This window comes from Fortiea contorta PCC 7126, from assembly GCF_000332295.1.
Lineage (GTDB): Bacteria > Cyanobacteriota > Cyanobacteriia > Cyanobacteriales > Nostocaceae > Fortiea > Fortiea contorta.
Genome location: NZ_KB235930.1, coordinates 2254912 through 2276512, shown reverse-complemented (window position 1 = coordinate 2276512; position 21601 = coordinate 2254912). Strand labels below are relative to the sequence as shown.

Here is a 21601-nt window from a genome sequence, read left to right as displayed (position 1 = left end):
AATTTTTACGATTGACTGTCAGAAAGGATTAATTGGATATCTTGGTCGGATAGGTCTTCTAGTTCGGCAAGCGATCGCGCTAAACTTTCATCATCGAATTGCTCTGCTAGTTTCTGGGTTACAACTACAGATAATTCAGCTACCGTAGGATTGGCAAAAACATCTTGTATAAGTAATTCCACACCCAAAATATCCCTGATGCGAGATATTAATTGAGTCACCAGCAAAGAATGCCCACCCAAAGTATAAAAGTTATTATGTATTCCTACTTTTTCTACTCGCAAAACTTCAGCCCAGATATCTGCTAATTCCTGCTCTAAAGAATTGCGGGGAGCCACAAAAAATTCTGCAATTACACTCACCTGCTCTGGTGCAGGTAACACCCGACGATCTACTTTACCATTAGTAGTTAAAGGTAAAGTATGCAAAGGTATAAAAGCTGTCGGTATCATGTATTCGGGAAGTTTTTCTTGCAGAAAACTCCGCAAATTATTTACAGATAAATTCGAGTCTGGTTTAACAACAAGATAAGCAACTAAACGCTGGTCATCGGTCACATCTTCCCGTACCATTACTACTGCTTCTTTCACAGTCGGGTGTAAGCAAAGTAAAGCTTCAATTTCTCCTAACTCTATCCTGTAACCCCGCAATTTTACTTGGTCATCCAAGCGCCCTAAAAATTCCAAATTGCCATCTACGCGGAAGCGTACTTTGTCGCCTGTTTTATAAAGACGCGCTCCAGGCTCATCACTAAAAGGATGTAGAATAAACTTCTGTGCAGTTAATTGGGGTTGGTTGAGATAACCCCGTGCTAGTCCTGCACCACCAATATATAACTCACCCGCCACACCCGTTGGTACTGGTTGTAAGTATTGGTCTAAAACGTAAAGTTGGGTGTTAGCAATGGGATGCCCGATAGGAATTGAATCACAATAATTATCTGCTTTTGATACTTGATAAATGCAGCAACCGACTACAGTTTCTGTAGGTCCGTATTCGTTGATTAATAGAGTTTCAGGAGCGTATTTTTGCCAGAAATTAATGTGTTGTGTAGTTAGATTTTCACCGCCAATAATAAAAGCGCGTGTTCTACCTGCTGCTTCTTGGGGTGATAATTGTTGACCCAGTAATTCTAAATGAGCAGGTGTAATTTTAACAAGACTTAGATTAGTTCTAGCTTTGAGAGTTTGCGCCAAATTATCTATACTCTGGTTTTCTGGAAGTAGCTCAACTTGAGCACCTACAAGTAAGGGTGAAAATAGACTTGTAATCGTTAAATCAAAGCCCAAAGAAGAATGGACTAATGTTCCTGAACCTTGGTAAACTTGATACGCTTGTGTACACCAGTTGAGATAGTTAACTAACCCATAGTGAGTAATTAAAGCTCCCTTAGGTTTACCAGTAGAACCAGAAGTGTAAATTACATAAGCTAGGTTCTGAGCATTAGTTTCACTAACTGGTGTTATTTGGGGTTGCTGGTTAATAATTTTCCAATCAGTATCTAAGCAAATCTTTTTAACATAATCTGCCTTTAATTCAGACTGAGTTAGCAATAATTGCATTTGCGTATCTGCCAAGATAAAGGCTTTGCGTTCTGCTGGATAGTTGGGGTCAATAGGTACATAAGCTGCGCCAGCTTTGAGAATACCCAAAACACCAATTACCATTAAAGGTGAGCGTTCTATACAAATTCCTATCAGGTCTTCTGAACCTACACCCAAACTTTGCAAATATTGGGCTAACTGGTTAGCACGAATGTTTAGTTCTTGATAAGTTAGCTTTTGGTCTGCAAAAACAATAGCAATATTATCTGGTGTTTTTTGACATTGTGCTTCAAACAAATGATGAATACACTGGTAGGGTGATTCTGGAGATTTAGTATTATTAAAATCTATTAAAAGTTGCTTTCTTTCGGCTGGGGTTAAAATGTTTAGCTGGGAGATGTTGTTTTGGATATTTTCTACAGCACTTGTTAATAAAGTTATAAATTGATTAGCAAGATTCTGGATATCTGCTGTAGTACATAGGTTGCTATCATAGTGAAATTCTACCTTTAATTCATTATTGGCAGTCTGCACTCCAGTAAGTTTTATTTTAAACCGATCAAAACAAACATAATGTTGAGCAAGGGATAATGTTATTTCCCCAGCCGTATAACTTTTTGGGGCTGCTATAAACTCAAAGCAGAGAGGGAAAAATGCTGTGGCTACATCTTTTTGATTGGCATTCAGGGCTGTTTCCCAAGTAAAGCTTTCTTGCCAATCGGTCATTTCTGCAGTGATTTTATCGACTTTCTGTAATATATCACTGAAGCGATCACCATCTTGTAAGCCACAAGCCAAAGGTAGGTACTTAACAAACAAGCCCAAACCAGTTTGTAATTCCTCATAGTTACGCCCGTCGCAACTAGTACCAATAATTAATTCATAATTTTCGGTTAGCCTCCAAAGTAAAATTAGCCAACAAGTTAATAAAAAATTCGAGGTTGAAATTTGATAATTATTGGCAATTTCCGAAATTTGATTAGTTAGTTGCTGATTGATGGATGTAGTGATAAATTGTGGTTGAAATTTATCATTCTGTAATGATAAATTTTCAAGAATTAATTTAGCATTTGCATAATTAGCAATATCTATTTGTCGCCAATATTTTTTACCTGTATCAGCTTCTTCTGACTCTAACAACTCATTTAGCCAAGCAGCAACATCAGCATATTGTAGAGGCGCATCTAAAATATCCTCACTTTGCAAACAAGCATTGTAGTAACTGCTAATCTCTGCAACTAAATTATTTAATGTTTGTGTATCTGCACAAAGTGCGGGTAGACTAACAAATAAAATATAGGTATCAGTCTTAAATTTCCATAATTTTGTTAACAATATATATTCTGTTTCACTTGGAGAGAATTTTTGCTCTTGAACAAATAACTCATTGATTACCTGCTGTAAACTATCACTGCTGATAATCTCTTGTTCTATAAACAGAAAATTGCTAGATTCTATAACTTGGCTAGGAACTGTAGTTCCTTGTAAGCGGTAAAATTTAGTTCGCAGAATTTCATTTCTATCAACGACTTTCTGCAAAGCTTGTCTTAATACATTAATCCGCAAATTACCTTGAATAGTAATTGCACAAAAAGCACGGTAAACAGCATTATCTTGTTGTAATAACCAAAGGCGTTGTTGTTGTGGTGAAAGCTGGAATCCTTGAATTTGACTTAACATACTGCTTACTATCCTTAATATCCGATTTCTGTATAACTTTTCATTTCACCCATAGCCACCAATAGTTTTCTTTCACCTAAAAATGGATTTCTGGCATGAGCAGTTAAAATATTATCTAGTAGTAATACGTCTCCTGTTTGCCAAGGGAAACATACTTCTAACTGTTGATAGACTCTACAGATTTCTTCCATAATAGAATCTTCAATAGGAGTACCATCACCGTAATAACAGTTTCTGGGCAAATCTTCAGGTTTGAAAGATGCAAATAGTGTTTCTCTAGCAAGTGGATCTAAACAGGCGGGATGCCAATGTTGAGCTTGATTAAACCAAGATAATTCACCTGTTTGGTGATGTTTAATAACAGCAGGGCGAACAGAAAACGTCCGCAAGCGATTTTCTGATTTCCATTCAAAATTCATTACATCTTGATGGCATCTTCTTTCAACTTCTACCCGGTTTTGAGTTTGAAATACTGTTTGCCAATCAAGCCCCAACCCATCGCCGTAATTACGAACATACATTACCTGCTTATCAATAAAGACATCACGAATCTTAGGGTCAATTAACTTAAAAACTTGACGGCTATCAACAATTGGTGTTTCTCCGCCTTGTTGTGCTGTTTGGCGACAACCAAACATAATTTTTAAAGGAAAGCGATAGTTAAAAGAATTTTCATTATGCCATAACAGCTTTCTGTCAGCCGGATAAAAAACTGGAGTATAGACTTTACCACTAACTGTTTCACGCGGATGTTCACCGTTTTCATTGAAAAGTTCTGTACAAATTGTTAAGCCAAAATTTTCAAAGGCAGATGGTGTATCTAAGCTAAATCCACGAAAAAGGATAGCACCATATTTGAGTAAATTATTAACAATAAACTCACGACTATTTTCTAGCCAGTCTATTAAATCAACATGATCAATTGCAGGTTTTACTACCTGAGGTAACGTACCACTGTTCTCTATTGTAATTAATTCTGTTGAGTTTAGCTTTATCGCTTTCCTGCGTAGATTGTTAATTTCTAATTTTTTCATATTTACGATGTAATAGCTTTGCGCTTAATTGTTTTAATTTTTTGTTGAATATCTTGTTTATGCTTGATTTTGGCAAGGCTTTTCTCTTGTGTCTCTGCTGCTGCGATCGCATCTACTAATTCTTGCAATCTTAGATCCCGATGATTTACAACCTGCATCAAAACTATTTCCCAATGTTTGAGTATTTTGGCAATAGTTCCAGACACAAATATATCAGTGTTGTATTCTAAATCAGCAACCATACCATTTGGCGTTTCTATTAATCTCAAAATTAAATCAAGCTGAGTTGTACTTCTAGTAATTTCTAGGGGATTAATTGTTAAACCTGCCAGTTCTAATGGTGGTGCTTGCGTATTATCGAGAATAAACTTGACTTGAAATAACGGTGATAAATTTAGTTTACGTTCTGGATTGAGCGTATTAACTAAAATATCAAAAGGTACATCTTGATGCGAATATGCTCCTAAAGTTACTTCCTTGACCCTTTGTAATAATTCTGAAAAGCTGGGATTGCCTGTAACCGAGTTACGTAAAACTAATTGATTGACAAAAAATCCAATTAAGCCTTCAGTTTCCGATCTATTTCTATTAGCAACATCAGTACCTACTACAATCTCGTCTTGTCCACTGTAGTAATGCAAGACAACATTAAAAGCTGCCAATAAGGTCATAAAAACAGTAGTTTCTTCTTGCAGACTCAGAGTTTTAATAGCTGCAAATAATGTTTTACTCAGTGTTAAAGATTGTTTTGCACCATTATAAGTAACAATATCCGGTCGTGGGTAGTCTGTAGGTAATTTGAGAATTGGTAAGTTTTTAAGCTGTTGCTGCCAATAACCTAGTAGATTTTGTAATACTTCTCCTTGGAAAGACTGACGCTGCCAAATTGCAAAGTCTGCATATTGAATTGCTAATTCTGGAAGTGGGGAAGGTTTATCCAGACAAAAGGCTTCATACAATTCTAGAAATTCCTGAATTAAAACTCCTGTAGACCAACCATCAGAAATAATGTGGTGCATCGTCAAAAGCAATATATAATCTGCTTCAGTTACTCTAATAAGGGTTGCTCTTACTAATGGCCCTTTATCTAAAACAAATGGCTTTTCAGCTTCTTGTTGTGCTAATTTATAGGCTGTTTGCTGCTGTTCATTATCTGCTAATTGGCTGAGGTCTAAGATATTTAGTTTAAGGGTTAGAGATGGGGCAATTATTTGAGCAGGTTCCCCATTAACTATAGTGAAGGTAGTACGGAGAATCTCATGACGACGAATAATTTCATTGAGGCTTTTATTTAGAGCAGAAATATTTAGTAAACCACTAATACGCACAGCATCCAAAATATTGAAAGCTGTTTGATTAGGTTGTAATTGTTCTAAATACCATAATCTTTGTTGAGGAAATGAAAGAGGTATCTTGTCTAATCTAGAACTAGGTTTAATAGGCGGTAATGTTAATTTTAACTCGGCTTGTTTTAATTTTTCAATTTCTTTGGCTAGTTCTGCTATTGTTGGTAACTCAAATAAATTGCGTAAAGGCAAGTCTACTTTGAAACTTTTACGAATTTGAGAAATCACACGAGTAGCTAACAGCGAGTGTCCACCTAATTCAAAGAAATTATCATCAATGCCAATTTGTGTAATGCCTAAAATTGCTTCCCAAATGCCAATAAGTAATTCTTGAACTGCTGTGGAAGCTGGAGCAGGATTTTTTTCTGTTTGTACTGCGACTGTGTCCGGTGCAGGTAAGGCGCGACGGTCGATTTTGCCATTGGGGGTAAGAGGAATTGCTTCTAATACCATAAAGGTTGTTGGTATCATGTAAGCTGGCAATTTAGCTTTTAAAAAGTTACGTAATTGAAATACAGAAATGTCTCCAGATTGGGAAACAAAGTAAGCTACAAGACGTTGGTCGTTGGGTATGTCTTCTCTAACTGTGACTACAGATTCTCTTAAACCCGGATGTTGGCTTAATACTGCTTCAATTTCGCCTAATTCAATGCGGAAACCGCGAATTTTTACTTGGCGATCGCTTCTTCTGAGAAACTCAATATTACCATCTGCCCAGTAACGTGCTAAGTCACCAGTTTTGTATAGCCTCGCCTCTGGTTGATGGCTGAAAGGATTGGGTAAGAATTTTGCCGCAGTTAAATCGGGACGGTGGCGATAACCCCTAGCTAAACCCTTACCGCTAATGTAGAGTTCTCCAGTCACACCAATAGGTACTGGCTGCAAGTTGGAGTCGAGAATATATATTTGGGTGTGAGGAAAGGGACGACCAATAGGCACTAATTGCTCTGTTGGTAAGTTAGCGGTGATGCTTTCAAAGTATGAACTGTCAATAGTGGCTTCAGTCAAACCAAAGGAATTGATTAATCGTGTTTGAGAACCACATAAACACCGGAATTGCTCATACTCTCCGCCATACCAACTATCAGAGCCACAAATCAGCAGTTGCATAAAGTCGAGACGTTGTTGATTTTGCTCCAGATATGTGCATAAGTGTCGCAGAACGACGGGAACAAATTCAGCACAGTCAACCTGTTCTTGCAGCATCAGCGCGTATAGCTGCTCTGGCGATAACAATACCTCTTTGGGACATAACACCAACTTGCCACCAGAACACAAAGCACGTACCATATCACCAGAAAAGACATCAAAAGCGAAACTGGCTATTTGCAGGTGACAACTGGCTTTTGAGCGTAACTGATAAACTTGCTCCCAACCTAGATAAGCATTGACGAAGCTTTGATGCTCAATCATCACACCCTTCGATTGACCTGTGGAGCCGGAGGTATAGATGACATAAGCTAAGTTTTGGGGTGTAACTTTTGATTGTGGGTTAAAGAAAGAGCGCTGAGAAATTATCTCCCAGTCGGTATCTAGGCAGATAACTTTTGCTGTGTGGGGCGGTAATGTTGATAGCGGTTGCTGTTGAGTTAACAAAACTGGTACTTGAGCATCTGCTAACATATACGCTAGCCTTTCCTGCGGATAAGATGGGTCTAAAGGTAAGTAGGCTCCACCAGCTTTGAGGATGCCCAAAATTCCTACTATCATATCCAAAGAACGTTCGACGCAGATACCAACCAGTACCTCTGGTTTTACTCCTAAATCTTGGAGATAATGTGCGAGTTGATTCGCACGGCAGTTTAATTCATCATAAGTTAGTTGCTGATTGTTAAATACTACAGCAACAGCATTAGGTGTCTGTTGAACTTGATTTTCTATTAACTGATGAAGACAAACATTCGGTAAAATCTCAGAGGATGTTTGATTCCACTCGACCAATAATTGTTGTGTTTCTTCAGCAGATAATAGTGACTGCGACTCATAGCGTGCAGATGGTGTATGTACCATTGCTGCTAGCGCATTGACATAATAACCACCTATCGCCTGAATTTGTGCTGAAGAAAATTCTGCTGCGTTGTATTCTAGCACTAAGTTTACTTGCGATGAAAAAGCATTAAGGCTAAAGTCAGCAAACAAAGGGAAGTTAGTTTCTTGGAAAGATTTTTCTTCCAAAAATTCTACATTATCCTGATTTTGCAAACCTTGATAAACATGAAAATTGACAAAGTTAAAAGCTACCTCAAAAAGAGACTGACCACCAAAATTCTGCTGTAGTTGAGCTAGGGGATACCAACGAAAATTTAATAATTCTCGCTCTACTTGAAACACTTCTTGAATTAAATCTAGCCAAGTCCCACCATCTAAATGTAATCGCAATGGCAAGGTATTCAAGAATAGTCCCAGAATGCGATCGCCATCTTTTTGTTCTAATCTGCCGTTAGTGACTAATCCTGTAACTATATCTGACTGTCCACTCAGCAAATTTAACACCCGTAAATGTGCCGCTAACAGTACGCTTTTGAGCGGAACGCCTGTAGATTTGGCTAACTGTTTTAATCCATCAGACAGTTGGGGAGATATTGCCACATCTTGCTGGCAAACTTGTTTTACACTCTTATTAGTTGAAGTTGCAGGCCAACGAGGTACAAGCGTAACTGTGTGGTCGGATAACTTTTCTTGCCAATACTGCTGACATTCCTGAGATGCTAGTGCTTGTTGCTCTTTGGCGATGAAATCACGAAATGCGATCGCTCTTTGCGAATCAATTCCAGAAACTTCGTTGTTTAATAGAGAAAAATATTCTGTAAACAACTCAGTTAGCATCAAAGCTATACTCCAGCCGTCTAGAATAGCGTGGTGTTCAGTAAAACTAAACTGAAAGGTTTCTTCACTACGGCGATGAATTTGTAAACGTAAAAGTGGAGCTTTTTCCCAATCAAATTTGTGACGCTGTTCTACTTCTAACCAAGCAGCTAACTCTTGCTGTTGCTCATTTCCTGAAAGATGACGCAAATCTACAACTCGCAAAGGAATAATAACTTGGCGGTGAACTAATTGTAGTGGTTGACTAAACGTATTGAGATGAAATGAAGTCCGTAGTATAGGATGGCATTCGGCTAAACGTTGCACAGCAATTTGTAATTTCTCCAGATGGAAAGGAGCTTTTAAATACAAAGTGGTGATATTGTGGTAGGCTGCTTGAGTTTGTTCCTGGCTCAACTCACTGTGAAAGAACATTCCTGCCTGTAATTGGCTCAAAGGATAAGCATCCTCGACACTTTCAGGCATCTTTGACAAGTCTTCTGGAGAAATCAGGCTAAATGGTTGAGACGGCGCGATTAATTCAGTATCTGCCTCATTACTTGTAACGTTTTTAAGCAGTTCGCGGATGCTTTGATATTGAAATAATTGTGGCAGTGAAAAGTTAATCCCTTTCTCTCGTGCTTGTGACTGTACTTGAATACTGCGAATCGAATCTCCACCTAATTCAAAGAAGTTCTGGTTTACACCTACTTTTTCCAGACCCAGTACTTGTATCCAGATATCAACTAATTGTTGTTCTGCAACAGTCTTAGGTGGCACAAAATCTAATTCTGCTTCTAGCTGAATGTTGTTTGGTGCTGGTAAAGCTTTTCTATCTACTTTATTGTTTGCTGTTAACGGCAATGCCTCTAATATCACAAAGGTAGCCGGAATCATGTACTCAGGCAATTTTTGCTTGAGGAATTGTTGTAGTTGATAAACTAAGTCTGATGATTCCTGGTGCGGGACTATGTACCCAACCAAACGCTGTACGCCTAATTCATCTTTCCAAGCAATCACCGCCGCCGCATTAACTTCTGGATGTTGCGAAACAATCGCTTCAATTTCTCCTAGTTCAATCCGGAAACCGCGAATCTTAACTTGGTAATCGCTGCGTCCGAGAAATTCAATGTTACCATCTGCACAATAACGGGCTAAATCACCAGTTTTGTAAAGCCTTGCTGCTGGTACATCACTGAATGGATTGCTAATAAAGCGTTCTGCTGTTAACTCCGGTCGGTTGAGATAACCTCTAGTAACTCCGTCTCCCCCAATATAAAGTTCACCAATTACCCCTACTGGTACAGGTTGCAACCCCTTGTCGAGGATATATATTTGGGTGTTAGCAATTGGACGACCAATGGGAATATTTGTGAAGCGATCGCCTATTTGATTAACTTGATAAATAGTAGACCAAATTGTTGTTTCTGTAGGGCCATACACATTCCACAAACAAGCACATCGCTGTTGTAACTCGTTGGCTAGTTCTACGGGTAAAGCTTCGCCACCACAGAGAATTTTTAGTTGTTGGTTGCCTTTCCACCTTGCTGCCAATAACATTCGCCAAGTAGCTGGGGTTGCTTGCATAAATGTTGTTTTGTATTTAGCGATGCTGGCAGCTAATTGCACACCATCACTCGCTACCTCACGGCTAACTACAACTGTACGCGCACCCACAATTAATGGTAGGAACAATTCTAAGGCGGCAATATCAAAAGTAATAGTAGTAACTGATAAGAGAATATCTTGCTGTGTCATCCCTACAGACACGAGCATCGAATTTAAGAAATTGACTACACCACGATGAGGAACTTGTACGCCTTTGGGTTTGCCTGTCGAACCTGATGTGTAGATGAGGTAAGCAAGATTATTCGGTGTAACTTCGTTGACTGAATTGTGCTTATCGTATTGAATAATACTTGCTGTGTTTGTATCTAAATAAATAGTTTTGGCTGCTGTTTGAAGTAGCGTTGCAGCTAACTTTTGTTGTGTCAGTAAGATTGATACTTGAGCATCTTCCAAAATGTAGTTAAGCCGTTCTGAGGGATGGGCTGGATCTAAGGGTAGGTACGCGCCACCAGCTTTGAGGATGGCTAATAATCCTATTACCATTTCAAGGGAACGCTCGACACAAACGCCCACCAGTACCTCTGGTTTTACTCCTAATTCTTGTAGGTAATGGGCTAGTTGATTGGCGCGTTGATTTAGTTCTCTGTATGTCAGATATTGGTCGGCAAATTCTATTGCCAAAGCATCCGGTGTTTTTTCTACCTGTGCCTCAAATAGCTGGTGGATACATTGAGCAGGATACTCAGCTTGAGTGTTATTCCAATCAATTAACAACTGATATTTTTCATTAACAGTTAACCAAGATAAATCCTTGAGTTTTTGGCTGGGATTGGTGGCAATACTTTCTAGTAAAGTTGAGAAATGACCCAGCATCCGCGTTATAGTTGCAGCATCAAAACGGCGGCGATCGTACAGTAACTTTAATTCTAATTCTGTACCAGGAACCACCATTACAGTTAAAGGATAGTTGGTCTTTTCTGAAGATTGAATATTATTTACGTTTAAATTGCCTCCCCATTCTTTAAGAGAAGCATCCATAGGGTAGTTTTCAAAAACAACGATACTTTCAAATAAAGGCAAGTTCCGAGGAACATTACTCCATGCTTGCACCTGCATTAGAGGACTGTACTCATAATTGTTCACTTCTGCCCGTTGCACTTGCAACTTTTGCAACCAAGGAAGCAGTAATTCCTCAAGGTTTACCTGTACTCGCGCTGGCAAAGTGTTAATAAATAGCCCTACCATTGACTCAGCCCCAACTACACTGGCTGGGCGACCGGCAGATGTGACACCAAAAATGACATCATTCTGATTGCTGTAACGGCTTAACAATAGAGCATAGGCTCCTTGAATAATTGTGTTGATAGTTAGCCGATTTTGTTGAGCTAGGGTTTGCAGTGCTGTTGTTGTTGCTGCGGAAAGTTTAACTTGCTGTTCTGTGTAAATTTTTTCACCAGCAAAGACATAATTTCTATCTACACCTAAGCTTGTAGAAGCTTCCACATCACCAAGCATCCGCCGCCAAAATGCCTCAGCTTGAGATAAATCTTGCTCTTGCAACCATTCAATATAGTCTCCATAAGCACGACTAGGAGCTAAAGATATATCCTGACCCCGACACAATGCTTGATAAACATCTAATACTTCTTTGAGAACTAAAGCCCGTGACCAGCCATCTAGAATTAAATGGCTTTTGCTCCAGACAAATTGGTAAGTGTCATCGGTAAGTTGGATGAGGAACAGTCGCATCAACGGGGCTTGTGTGAAATCAAAGCCTTGCTGACGGTCTGTTGCAAGCAAAGCCTCTAGTTGCTGTTGTTGCGATGTAGGAGATATTCTCCGCCAGTCTAATTTTTTTAATGGAACTTGGACTTGGCGATTAACTATTTGTAGAGGTTTTTCTAGGTCTTGCCAATGGAAGGAAGTACGCAAAATGGTGTGTCTTTCTATTACCCGTTGCCAAGCTTTTTCAAAAGCAAAGATATCTAAATCGCCTTGAAGAGTGCAGGAAAGATGTACAAAGTACAATTCAGAATCAGGGGCATACAAAATATGGAAGAGGATGCCCTGTTGCATTGGTGAAAGTTCGTAGATATCAGCAATATTTTTGACTTCCATTTTTAACCCTCTCCACTGGCTTTGGTAATACTGGCAAGAAATTGGTCAAGAGCTTTTTGTGTCAGTTTGGCTTTGGGAAAGTCAGCAGGTGTGAAGCCAGGAGTATTACCTGATTGGCAGTGAACTAAGAGCGATCGCATTTGTTCTAAGTAGCTCTGTGCTAATTTCTCTACTGTTTCTGGTCTGTAAATATTTTTACTGTATGTCCACTCCAAACGCAGTTGTCCTTCAACCACAAAGCCGTTGATATCTAAAAGGTGGCGACGCAAAGCTTTAGGGCTGCGGGATACTCCAGGAAAATCTTGGGTAAGTCGTAACAGTTTTTGGGGTAACGCTTGGTCAAATTGCCCAAAGTAGTTAAAACTGATTTCGGCTGATGGTAGCGATCGCATTTGCTGGATAATGATTTGATTACCACTGAGATAGCGTAACACCCCATAACCAATACCTTGTTGGGGAATTGCCCGCAACTGCTCCTTAATTGACTTCAGCGCCTCCCCTGCACTAGCATCGGCTTCTAGTGTGAGGAATACCGGAAAAATAGCCGTAAACCACCCGACTGTCCGCGACAAATTTACACCTGTAAAAATATCTTCGCGTCCATGTCCTTCTAAATCAATTAGAAGTTCGTTTTTGCCTGTCCAATCAGCAAAAGTTTTGATTAAAGCAGTTAGCAAGACATCATTAATTTGCGTGTGATAAACCTTTGGTACTTCCTGTAATAAAGCCTTAGTTTCTGCTAAATTCAAAGCTATTGATACATTACAAGCTGAAGCTTCAGTATTTGCGCCTTGTGAATAGTCTACTGGCAGTTGGTCTACTTTATCTATAGCTAACCAGTATTCTAAGTCTTTTTCCAAGACATTTGATTGGGCATATTCTTTAAGTTGTTCTGCCCACTGTTTATAAGAAGTGGTTTTAGCAAGGAGATTTACATCTTCTCCTCGACTTAATTGTTGATAAACTGTTTGTAAATCTTCTAATAAAATCCGCCATGAAACACCATCAATTACTAAGTGATGAATCACAATCAGTAGCCGATTGGGTTGTTTTTCTGCCAAATTAAACAGGGCAATTCGGACTAACGGGCCTGTAGATAAGTCCAAACTAGCTTGTAATTCAGTCGCAATCTCAGAAATAGCTTGTGTCTGCTCTGTCGCTGATAATGTTGACAAATCCACTTGCTTAAATAATATTTCCCCATCAGGAGGAACAATCTGCTGTTGCCAATTAACTCCATCAGTTACAAAACGTAGACGTAAAGCATCATGGTGAATCAGCAAATATTGCCATGCTTTTGCTATCAATGCAGGCTCAATAGTTTGCTCTAGTTCTAACAAAACGGCTTGGTTCCAGTGATGTGCATCTGGTAAATTTTGCTCAAAAAACCAGTGCTGGATGGGAGTTAAAGGAACTTCACCAACTATTACGCCCTGTTCTGCTGGAGTCGTGGGAGTGATGTCGGTAACAGTAGCTAATTCTGCGATGGTTTGATGAGTAAACAACTTTCTAAAAGTCAATTGCAAACCAGCTTGATTAGCTTTAGCAATAATCTGAGTACTGAGGATTGAATCACCACCTAACTCAAAGAAGTTATCATCAATACCTACTCGTGCAACTCCTAAAACCTGCGCCCAAATATCAGCTAGCACTTGTTCTATTTTTGTTCGTGGTGCAACAAAAGCTCGATCTAATTCGGGTTTGACTGTATTCGGTGCGGGTAATGCGCGGCGATTTACTTTACCATTAGTTGTCAAAGGTAAGGCAGGTAATGAAACGCAAAAAGCAGGAATCATGTACTCTGGTAATTTTTCCTTGAGCCAATTTTGTAATTCTTTAGTAGTTGGTGCTGGCTCTAATTTGGGGACAATGTAAGCAACTAGCCGCTGATTTTTAACTGCGTCTTCCCAAGGTAGAACTACTGTTTCTCTAATATTTGGATGTTGACACAGAGTTGTTTCAATTTCTCCTAACTCAATGCGGAAGCCGCGAATTTTTACTTGGTTATCAATGCGACCAAGGTATTCTAATTCCCCATTAGGTAAGTAACGTGCTAAGTCTCCAGAACGATAAAGGCGTGTTTCGGGTGCTAATTGGTGAGAGATAAATTTTTCGGCTGTCAATTCTGGACGATGCAGATAACCCTGCGCCAAACCAGCACCACCAATATACATCTCACCTGCAACTCCAATTGGTAATAGTTGCTGATGTTGGTCTAGCACATAAACTTGTAAGTCGGGAATCGGACGACCAATGACACTGCCTGAGACTGGAGTTAAATCTGCTATTGTCAAGGGACTATAGGTGACGTGTACGGTGGTTTCGGTGATGCCGTACATATTGATTAACTGCGGTGATTTGTCTCCATATCGGTCAAACCACGGCTGTAAACTGGCAATTTCTAGGGATTCTCCGCCAAAAATCACGTAGCGGAGGTTTAATTGCTGTGGTGTCGGGGTAGATTCATCGACTTTGATTAACTGTCGAAAAGCCGAGGGGGTTTGGTTGAGAACTGTTACCTGTTGTTGTGATAATAACTCATAAAAAGCTTGGGGCGATCGCGTCATCTCATAAGGAACTACCACTAAACGCCCACCGTAAAGTAATGCACCCCAAATCTCCCACACGGAGAAATCAAAAGCAATGGAGTGAAACAAAGTCCAAACGTCTTGATGATTGAATTTAAACCAAGCATCAGTCGCCGCAAACAAACGCATCACGTTGTGATGGTTGACTAAAACGCCTTTGGGTTGACCTGTAGAGCCGGATGTGTAGATGATATAAGCCAGGGATGCAGATGTAGCTTGACTGCTGGGATTATCTCTACTTTGTTGAGCAATTTCCCCGTCTGCGTCCAGGTAGACTAATTGTGTTTGATTTGTGGCTAATTTTTGGCAGAGTTGTTTTTGAGTCAGAATAACTTGTAACTGAGCATCTTCTAAAATAAAAGCGAGTCGCTCTATCGGATAATTAGGGTCGAGTGGCACATAAGCTGCTCCCGCTTTCAAGATGCCTAAAATACCGATGATCATGTCTAGAGAACGCGGTAAAGAAATACCTACTAATTCTGCTGTTTTGATGCCTAATTTTTGCAGATAATGAGCTATCTGATTCGCTTTGATATTTAATTCTGCATAAGTTAGTTGTTGTTCACCAAACACCACAGCTACTGCATCTGGTGTTTTTTCCGCCTGCTGCTCAAATAACTGATGTAAGGTTAATGGCGACGAATCATCTATTTTTATCGGCAGATTATTTGCGATTAATTGATTTTGTTCCTGCTGTGTCAGCAAAGGTAACTTGGCAATACACTGGTCGGGATTGGCAATTATACCTGCTAGTAAAGTCTGGAAATGTTCCACCATGCGGTTGATGGTGTCGGGATGGAACAAATCGCTGTTGTACTCTAGAAATCCGATTAGCTCTTGCTTGGTATCTTCTAAATACAGTGTCAAATCAAACTTGGCAGTTCCATTGTCAATCATCAACGGAGCCAAGGTTAAACCAGGAAGTTCTAAGGCTGACAATGGCGTATCTTGGAATACACACATCACTTGAAACAGAGGAGTGTGGCTGAATGTGCGTTCCGGTTGGAGTTCTTTGACTAACTGTTCAAAGGGTAAGTCTTGGTGAGCATAGGCGGCTAAAGCAGTCTCGCGGACTCGCTTCACCAAATCTCGAAAACTTGGTTCTCCAGCTACATCTGTGCGTAAAACTACACTATTAACAAAACATCCCAGTAAATTCTCTGTTTCAATTTGAGTCCGATTAGCAACTGGGGTTCCCACTAACAAGTCTGTCTGTCCGGTATAGCGGTAGAGCAAAGTTTTAAATGCTGCTAGTATCACCATGAACAGGGTGACACCTGCTTGCTGACTCAAGGATTTGAGTGCATGAGCGATCGCCTCTGTAATTATAATAGTCGCACGCGCACCCCGAAAGCTTTGCTGGGCGGGGCGGGGATAGTCTGTTGGTAAGTTGAGAATTGGTGGTGCATCTTGGAGTTGCTGCTTCCAGTATGTCAGTTGGTGCCATTTCTCCTCATTATTTAATGATTGTCTTTGCCACAGTGCAAAGTCTGCATACTGAATCGGTAATTCTGGCAAAATTACTGGAATATCTTGGCAGAAACCTTGATATAGTGCTGCTAGTTCTTGATAAAAAACTCGGCTAGACCAACCATCAAAAATAATGTGGTGTATGGTAAACAGCAAGAGATATTCTTGCTCTTGCAACCGAATAAGAACAGCTCGTAATAGTGGCGCTTCGGTAATATCGAAAGGCAGGCTTGAATGCTCGATTACTAGCTGCTTTACTTTTGCTTCTTGTTCAATTTTAGAGCAATCTTGCAAGTCTACTATTGGTAGAGTTATTTGGATTGCCGGAGCAATATTTTGTATAGTTTGACCATCTACCACTCGAAAGCTAGTACGGAGAATTTCATGACGTTGAATAATTGTATTGAGGCTTTTTTCTAAAACATTTTTGTTGAGATTACCTGTGATTTTAAGCAGGTTTGATTCGTTATATGCAGATAAATCTGGTTGTAATTGCTGAATAATCCAAAATTTCTCTTGAATCAAAGATAAATATAAGGCATCCTGTGCTTTTCGTTTTGCTATAGATGTCCATTTTTTTTGTAGCAAGTTTTTCTGTTTTAACCGCAATTCTAATAATGCCCGTTTTTCTGGAGTTAAAGCGGCTATTCTTTGAATAATATCACTCACTAATAATCACCTCATCATATAAATTACAAATTTATTTTTTTTGTTCTTTAAATAGCTGTTGATTGACTTCATGAATAGAAAGATTTTCTATTTCTACTAACATTTTTTCTACCTCTTCAAGTTCCTCAATTTGTGCTTGTTTTTCCGCGATCGCAGTAGCTAGTCTGCTAATTGTCGGCGCATCAAAAAGCAGGGTACTTAGTGGTAATTCGACTTGAAAAACTTCTCGCAAGCGGGAGATAGTCTGAACAGCTAGTAAAGAATGTCCACCTAATTCAAAGAAGTTATCATAAATTCCTATTTTTTCAATACCTATAAGTTCTTCCCAAATATTGGCAATAGTTTCTTCAATGGCATTACGAGGAGCTACATAAGTATTATCTTGTAAAGTGCGTGCATGTCTACTAGCAGATGCTTGACAAGAATTTACTGGCTTTTGCACAAAAGATAAAATCAATCGATTAAGCTGCTCGATTCCTGCTGGTAAATCTTGGGTAGAAACTATAATTTGAGATAGAGATTGGGCTAAAATTCGGCTAAAAACTTCTACTCCTTCTTGAGGTAAGATAGCATTTTGTAAAGTTTCTGCACGCCAGCTTTTGATTTCATTAGGAACACTTGTATTTACTGCCATACCAACCTCTTGCCAAGCATCCCAATTAATAGCAACTGTAAATCGGTTATTTGTGACTGTATTCCAGTAAGCAAAGGCATCTAAAAAGGTATTAGCAGCACAATAATCTACTTGTCCCAATCCTCCTTGGATGGAACTTAAAGATGAACAAAGAACTAAGAAGTCTAAATTGATGTTTTTGAGAACATTATTTAAAACTATTGTTCCTTGAATTTTGGGTGCAAAAACTTTTTTGGCTATTTCTGGTGTTTTGAGTTGAATCATCCCAGCCCCAGCAATACCAGCTGCGTGGATGACACCGTGAATTGTACCAAAGCGTTGTAGAGATTGTGCGATCGCACTTTCCATCTGTTCATAATTAGTCACATCAGCCGTCAGTACTAATACTTCTGCACCTAACGCTTCTAATTGTTTGACTTTTTCATTATCAAATGGTAATGAACGTCCTAATAAAACCAGCTTGGCTTGCACTGTTTTCGCCAGATATTCAGCTAAAACTAAACTCATGCCTCCCATACCACCTGTGATTAAATATACGCCTCCTTGTCGCAAGCGGCTTCTGTTTTCCGTAACTGGTTCTAGCACTATTGGCTCAAATGTTTGCACCCAACGGTAATGATTACGGTAGGCAATTATGGCATTTTCTGACGCAGTTGTTAATTCTGCTAGTAATTGTTCTAGAAAATCGTCGCTGATTGATTTTGGTAATAATATATCAATCAGACGGCAACTAATATGCGGATATTCTTGAGGAATAACTTTGCAAGCGCCTAATATAGTCGTTTTCTCAGGAGATAATTCTTCATTTCCTATGATGTCATACAGATGATTAGCGATCGCTAAAATTTGCACTGCATCATTTATCTGTTGTCCAATAGCTTGCGCTAGGTAAACAAGACTGTAAAAACCTAAGTTTTGAGTCGTTTCCCAAGATAAAGTTTGTGATTGACTAATACTCCACAAATGGACAATTGTATTCGGGGTTTTTCCCTGTGCGCTTAATTGTCGCAGCAAATTCTGATAATCATCTGCTTGAGCCGGATTGATAGCGTATGTATTACTATCAAGTTGAGCAAATTCTTCTCCTACTTTCACAGTGATGACATGCTGTCCCAATTGTTGTAATTTTCGCACAAGTTGTAAACCTAAACCAAATTCATCAACAAAAATTAAAGTATAATTAGACGTAATATATTTGGTTTTAACGAGGGGAATTAGTTTCCAAGAAGGAATATAAAACCAGTCATTAATATTAGGCTTTTTACCCTGTCTACTTTCAACTTTGCTGGATATTTGAGTTGATATTTCTGGTTCAATCCAGTAACGCTGACGTTCAAAAGGATAAGTCGGTAAAGGTAAGCGATAACGTTGTTCGTGGGTGTAAAATCCCGACCAATTTATCTCAACGCCTGCTAACCACAACCGCCCTAAAATATTGAGCAAGAAATTAACATCTGATTTTTCATCTTGGGGATGACGTAGGGAAGGTAACACTACCTGTCCGGCTGCTTTTTGGGTGTGTTGCTTGACGAGACTACATAAAGTCCGTCCTGAACCTACTTCTAAGAAGATGCGATCGCTTTCCTCCAACAAAACTGATAAACCATTGGAAAATTGTACTGTTTGACGTAAATGCTGCGCCCAATAATCTGGAGATGTCGCTTCCTCTGGTGAAATCCAAGTACCCGTCAAATTAGAAATAAAAGGAATTTTGGGAGGATGAAGTTTGACTTTTTCTAGTTCCGCAATAAATGGTTGTAGCATTGGTTCCATCATTGCGGAATGAAAAGCATGGGAAGTTTGTAAATAGCGACATTCTATACCTTTATTTTTAAGCTGTTCAGCAATTTTATCTAAGGCTGCATGGGTTCCCGAAACCACACATAAAGAAGGTGCATTATTAGCGGCTAAAGCTAAATCTTTGTTGAGCAAAGCTTTAACCTCCGACGCTGACGCAGATACAGAAAGCATCGCACCTGTAGTCATTTGCTGCATCAGTCGCCCACGCACAGCAACCAAAGCTAACGCATCTTTTAACGACATTACCCCAGCTAAACAAGCAGCTACATATTCCCCAATACTATGACCAATCATAGCTTGCACAGAGATACCCCAAGACATCCACAGTTGAGCTAAAGCATACTCAATTACAAATAATGCTGGTTGCGCTAAAGATGTCTGTTTTAGTTGTTTAGTTACCGCTTGTTTTTCAGATTCTTCTGGATAAATAATTGTACGTAAATCTAATCCTAAATCCGGTTCGAGTAACAAACAACAACGATCTACCTCTTCCCGAAATCTATTCTGGGTGTTGTATAACTCCCGCCCCATATCTACATATTGAGCGCCCTGTCCCGGAAACATGAAGGTGATAGAGCGTTGAATTGGTTCTTCAAAGTGAGTTAATACTTGTTGAGGATTTATAATTTCTAGCGCGTTGATTGCTTCTGGAATATTTTTACAAACCACAACACGGCGATGATTAAATACTGCACGCCCTACTTGCAAAGTGTAAGCAACATCTGCCAAATCCACATCAGGATGTTGTTTGAGATGTTGAACCAAATTTTTAGTAGCAGTTTCTAGCGCCAAATCAGTTTTAGCTGATAAACACAACAGCAAATATTCTCTTTTGACTTTTGAATTTTGAATTTTGAATTGTATTGGTGCTTCTTCTAAAATGACATGAGCATTCGTCCCACCAATACCTAAAGAACTAACTCCCGCGCGACGCGGTGTAGAAGTTGTATTCCATTGTGTCAGCTGAGTGTTGACGTAGAAAGGACTATGAGCAAAGTCAATTTCTGGATTGGGTTGTTCAAAGTTTAAGCTGGGAGGAATCAACTGATGTTGCAAAGCCAAAGCCGTTTTGATTAAGCCTGTAACCCCAGCCGCAGCGTCTAGATGTCCAATATTTGTTTTCACAGAACCGATCACACAAAAACCTGTTTTCTCAGTCTGTCCACGAAAGACATTTGTCAACGCCGAGATTTCAATGGGATCGCCTAAAGCAGTTCCTGTACCGTGAGTTTCGACATAGCTGATTGTTTCCGGTTCCACATCAGCGAGTGCTATTGCTTCGGCGATCGCTTCTGCTTGGCCATTGACGCTGGGTGCAGTGTAGCCAATTTTATTAGAACCATCGTTATTGATAGCGCTACCTTTAATTACAGCATAGATGTGATCTCGGTCAGCGATCGCATCCGATAACCGTTTTAACAGCACCACCCCCACACCATTACCAATAACTGTCCCTTTGGCTTTAGCATCAAAAGCGCGACAATGACCATCAGGCGATAAAATTCCGCCTTCTTGGTGTAAATACCCGGTTTTTTGGGGTACACGAATCGAAACCCCACCCGCCAAAGCCATATCACATTGATAATTCAGCAAGCTTTGACAAGCTAAAGCAGTGGCTACTAAAGAAGTAGAACAAGCCGTTTGGACTGTTAAACTTGGCCCAGTCAGATTTAACTTGTAAGAAACGCGAGTAGACAGAAAATCTTTATCAATCCCAATTAGCTTTTGGAAACTAGACGCTGAACCAATGCGATCGCCATTTAAGCTAAAAGTCAAATAATTATTTAAACTAGCACCAGCATAAACACCAATCCGACTGTCACATCTTTGAGAGTCATAACCAGCATTTTCCAACGCTTCCCAAGCACATTCTAAAAATAAACGATGTTGCGGCTCAGTCATTTCCGCTTCTTTAGGATTAAAACCAAAAAAGCCAGCATCAAATAAATCTACATCTTCTAATACAGCCCCAGCTTTTATATAGTTAGGATTATTAAGTAATGACGAATCCACTCCCACAGCCATTAACTCATCATCACTAAATTGAGAAATTGACTCAACTCCATCACATAAATTCTGCCAAAACTCCGTAATATTTTTTGCTCCAGGAAAACGCCCAGCCAAGCCGATAATAGCAATACCTTCCATAACCTACAACTTACCTTTTAAATTACTTCAAATGCTTCCATTACTTCATTAATAATAAACTTCTTGTAAAAGTAGTTAATTTTGCATTCTTCTTTGCGCGCCAGTTGCTTCAAGTCGGCGGAGCCGCCCAACGCACTGGCTTGTCTTTGCGCCTACCCTGCGGGAAGCCACTTCGTGTCTATGCGTGAGGTAAAAA

Annotated in this window: 5 protein-coding genes; all 5 read right to left on the bottom strand. The window is 39.5% G+C overall.

Annotated elements, in window-relative coordinates; all coding sequences use genetic code 11:
• Positions 1 to 5: 5 nt before the first annotated feature.
• Genes MIC7126_RS0110480 through MIC7126_RS0110460 form a run of 5 tightly spaced genes read right to left on the bottom strand, consistent with a single transcriptional unit; the run spans position 6 to position 21405 of the window.
• Positions 6 to 3224: a non-ribosomal peptide synthetase gene (locus tag MIC7126_RS0110480; protein WP_017653098.1), complete on the bottom strand. Its 3219-nt coding sequence runs from the start codon at positions 3222 to 3224 to the stop codon at positions 6 to 8.
• A gap of 14 nt (positions 3225 to 3238) precedes the next feature.
• Positions 3239 to 4258 (bottom strand): TauD/TfdA family dioxygenase, encoded by a 1020-nt coding sequence (locus MIC7126_RS0110475; RefSeq protein WP_017653097.1) that lies wholly within the window; start codon positions 4256 to 4258, stop codon positions 3239 to 3241.
• A 2-nt stretch (positions 4259 to 4260) separates the two neighbouring features.
• Entirely contained in the window at positions 4261 to 12096 is a 7836-nt protein-coding gene (locus tag MIC7126_RS27420) for an amino acid adenylation domain-containing protein (RefSeq protein ID WP_017653096.1), read from the bottom strand.
• 2 nt (positions 12097 to 12098) lie between these two features.
• On the bottom strand, positions 12099 to 16823 hold the full coding sequence (locus tag MIC7126_RS0110465; protein WP_017653095.1) for a non-ribosomal peptide synthetase: 4725 nt from the start codon (positions 16821 to 16823) through the stop codon (positions 12099 to 12101).
• Positions 16824 to 16854: 31 nt separating this feature from the next.
• Complete coding sequence (locus tag MIC7126_RS0110460; RefSeq protein WP_017653094.1) at positions 16855 to 21405, bottom strand: type I polyketide synthase; 4551 nt, start codon at positions 21403 to 21405, stop codon at positions 16855 to 16857.
• Positions 21406 to 21601 lie beyond the last annotated feature (196 nt).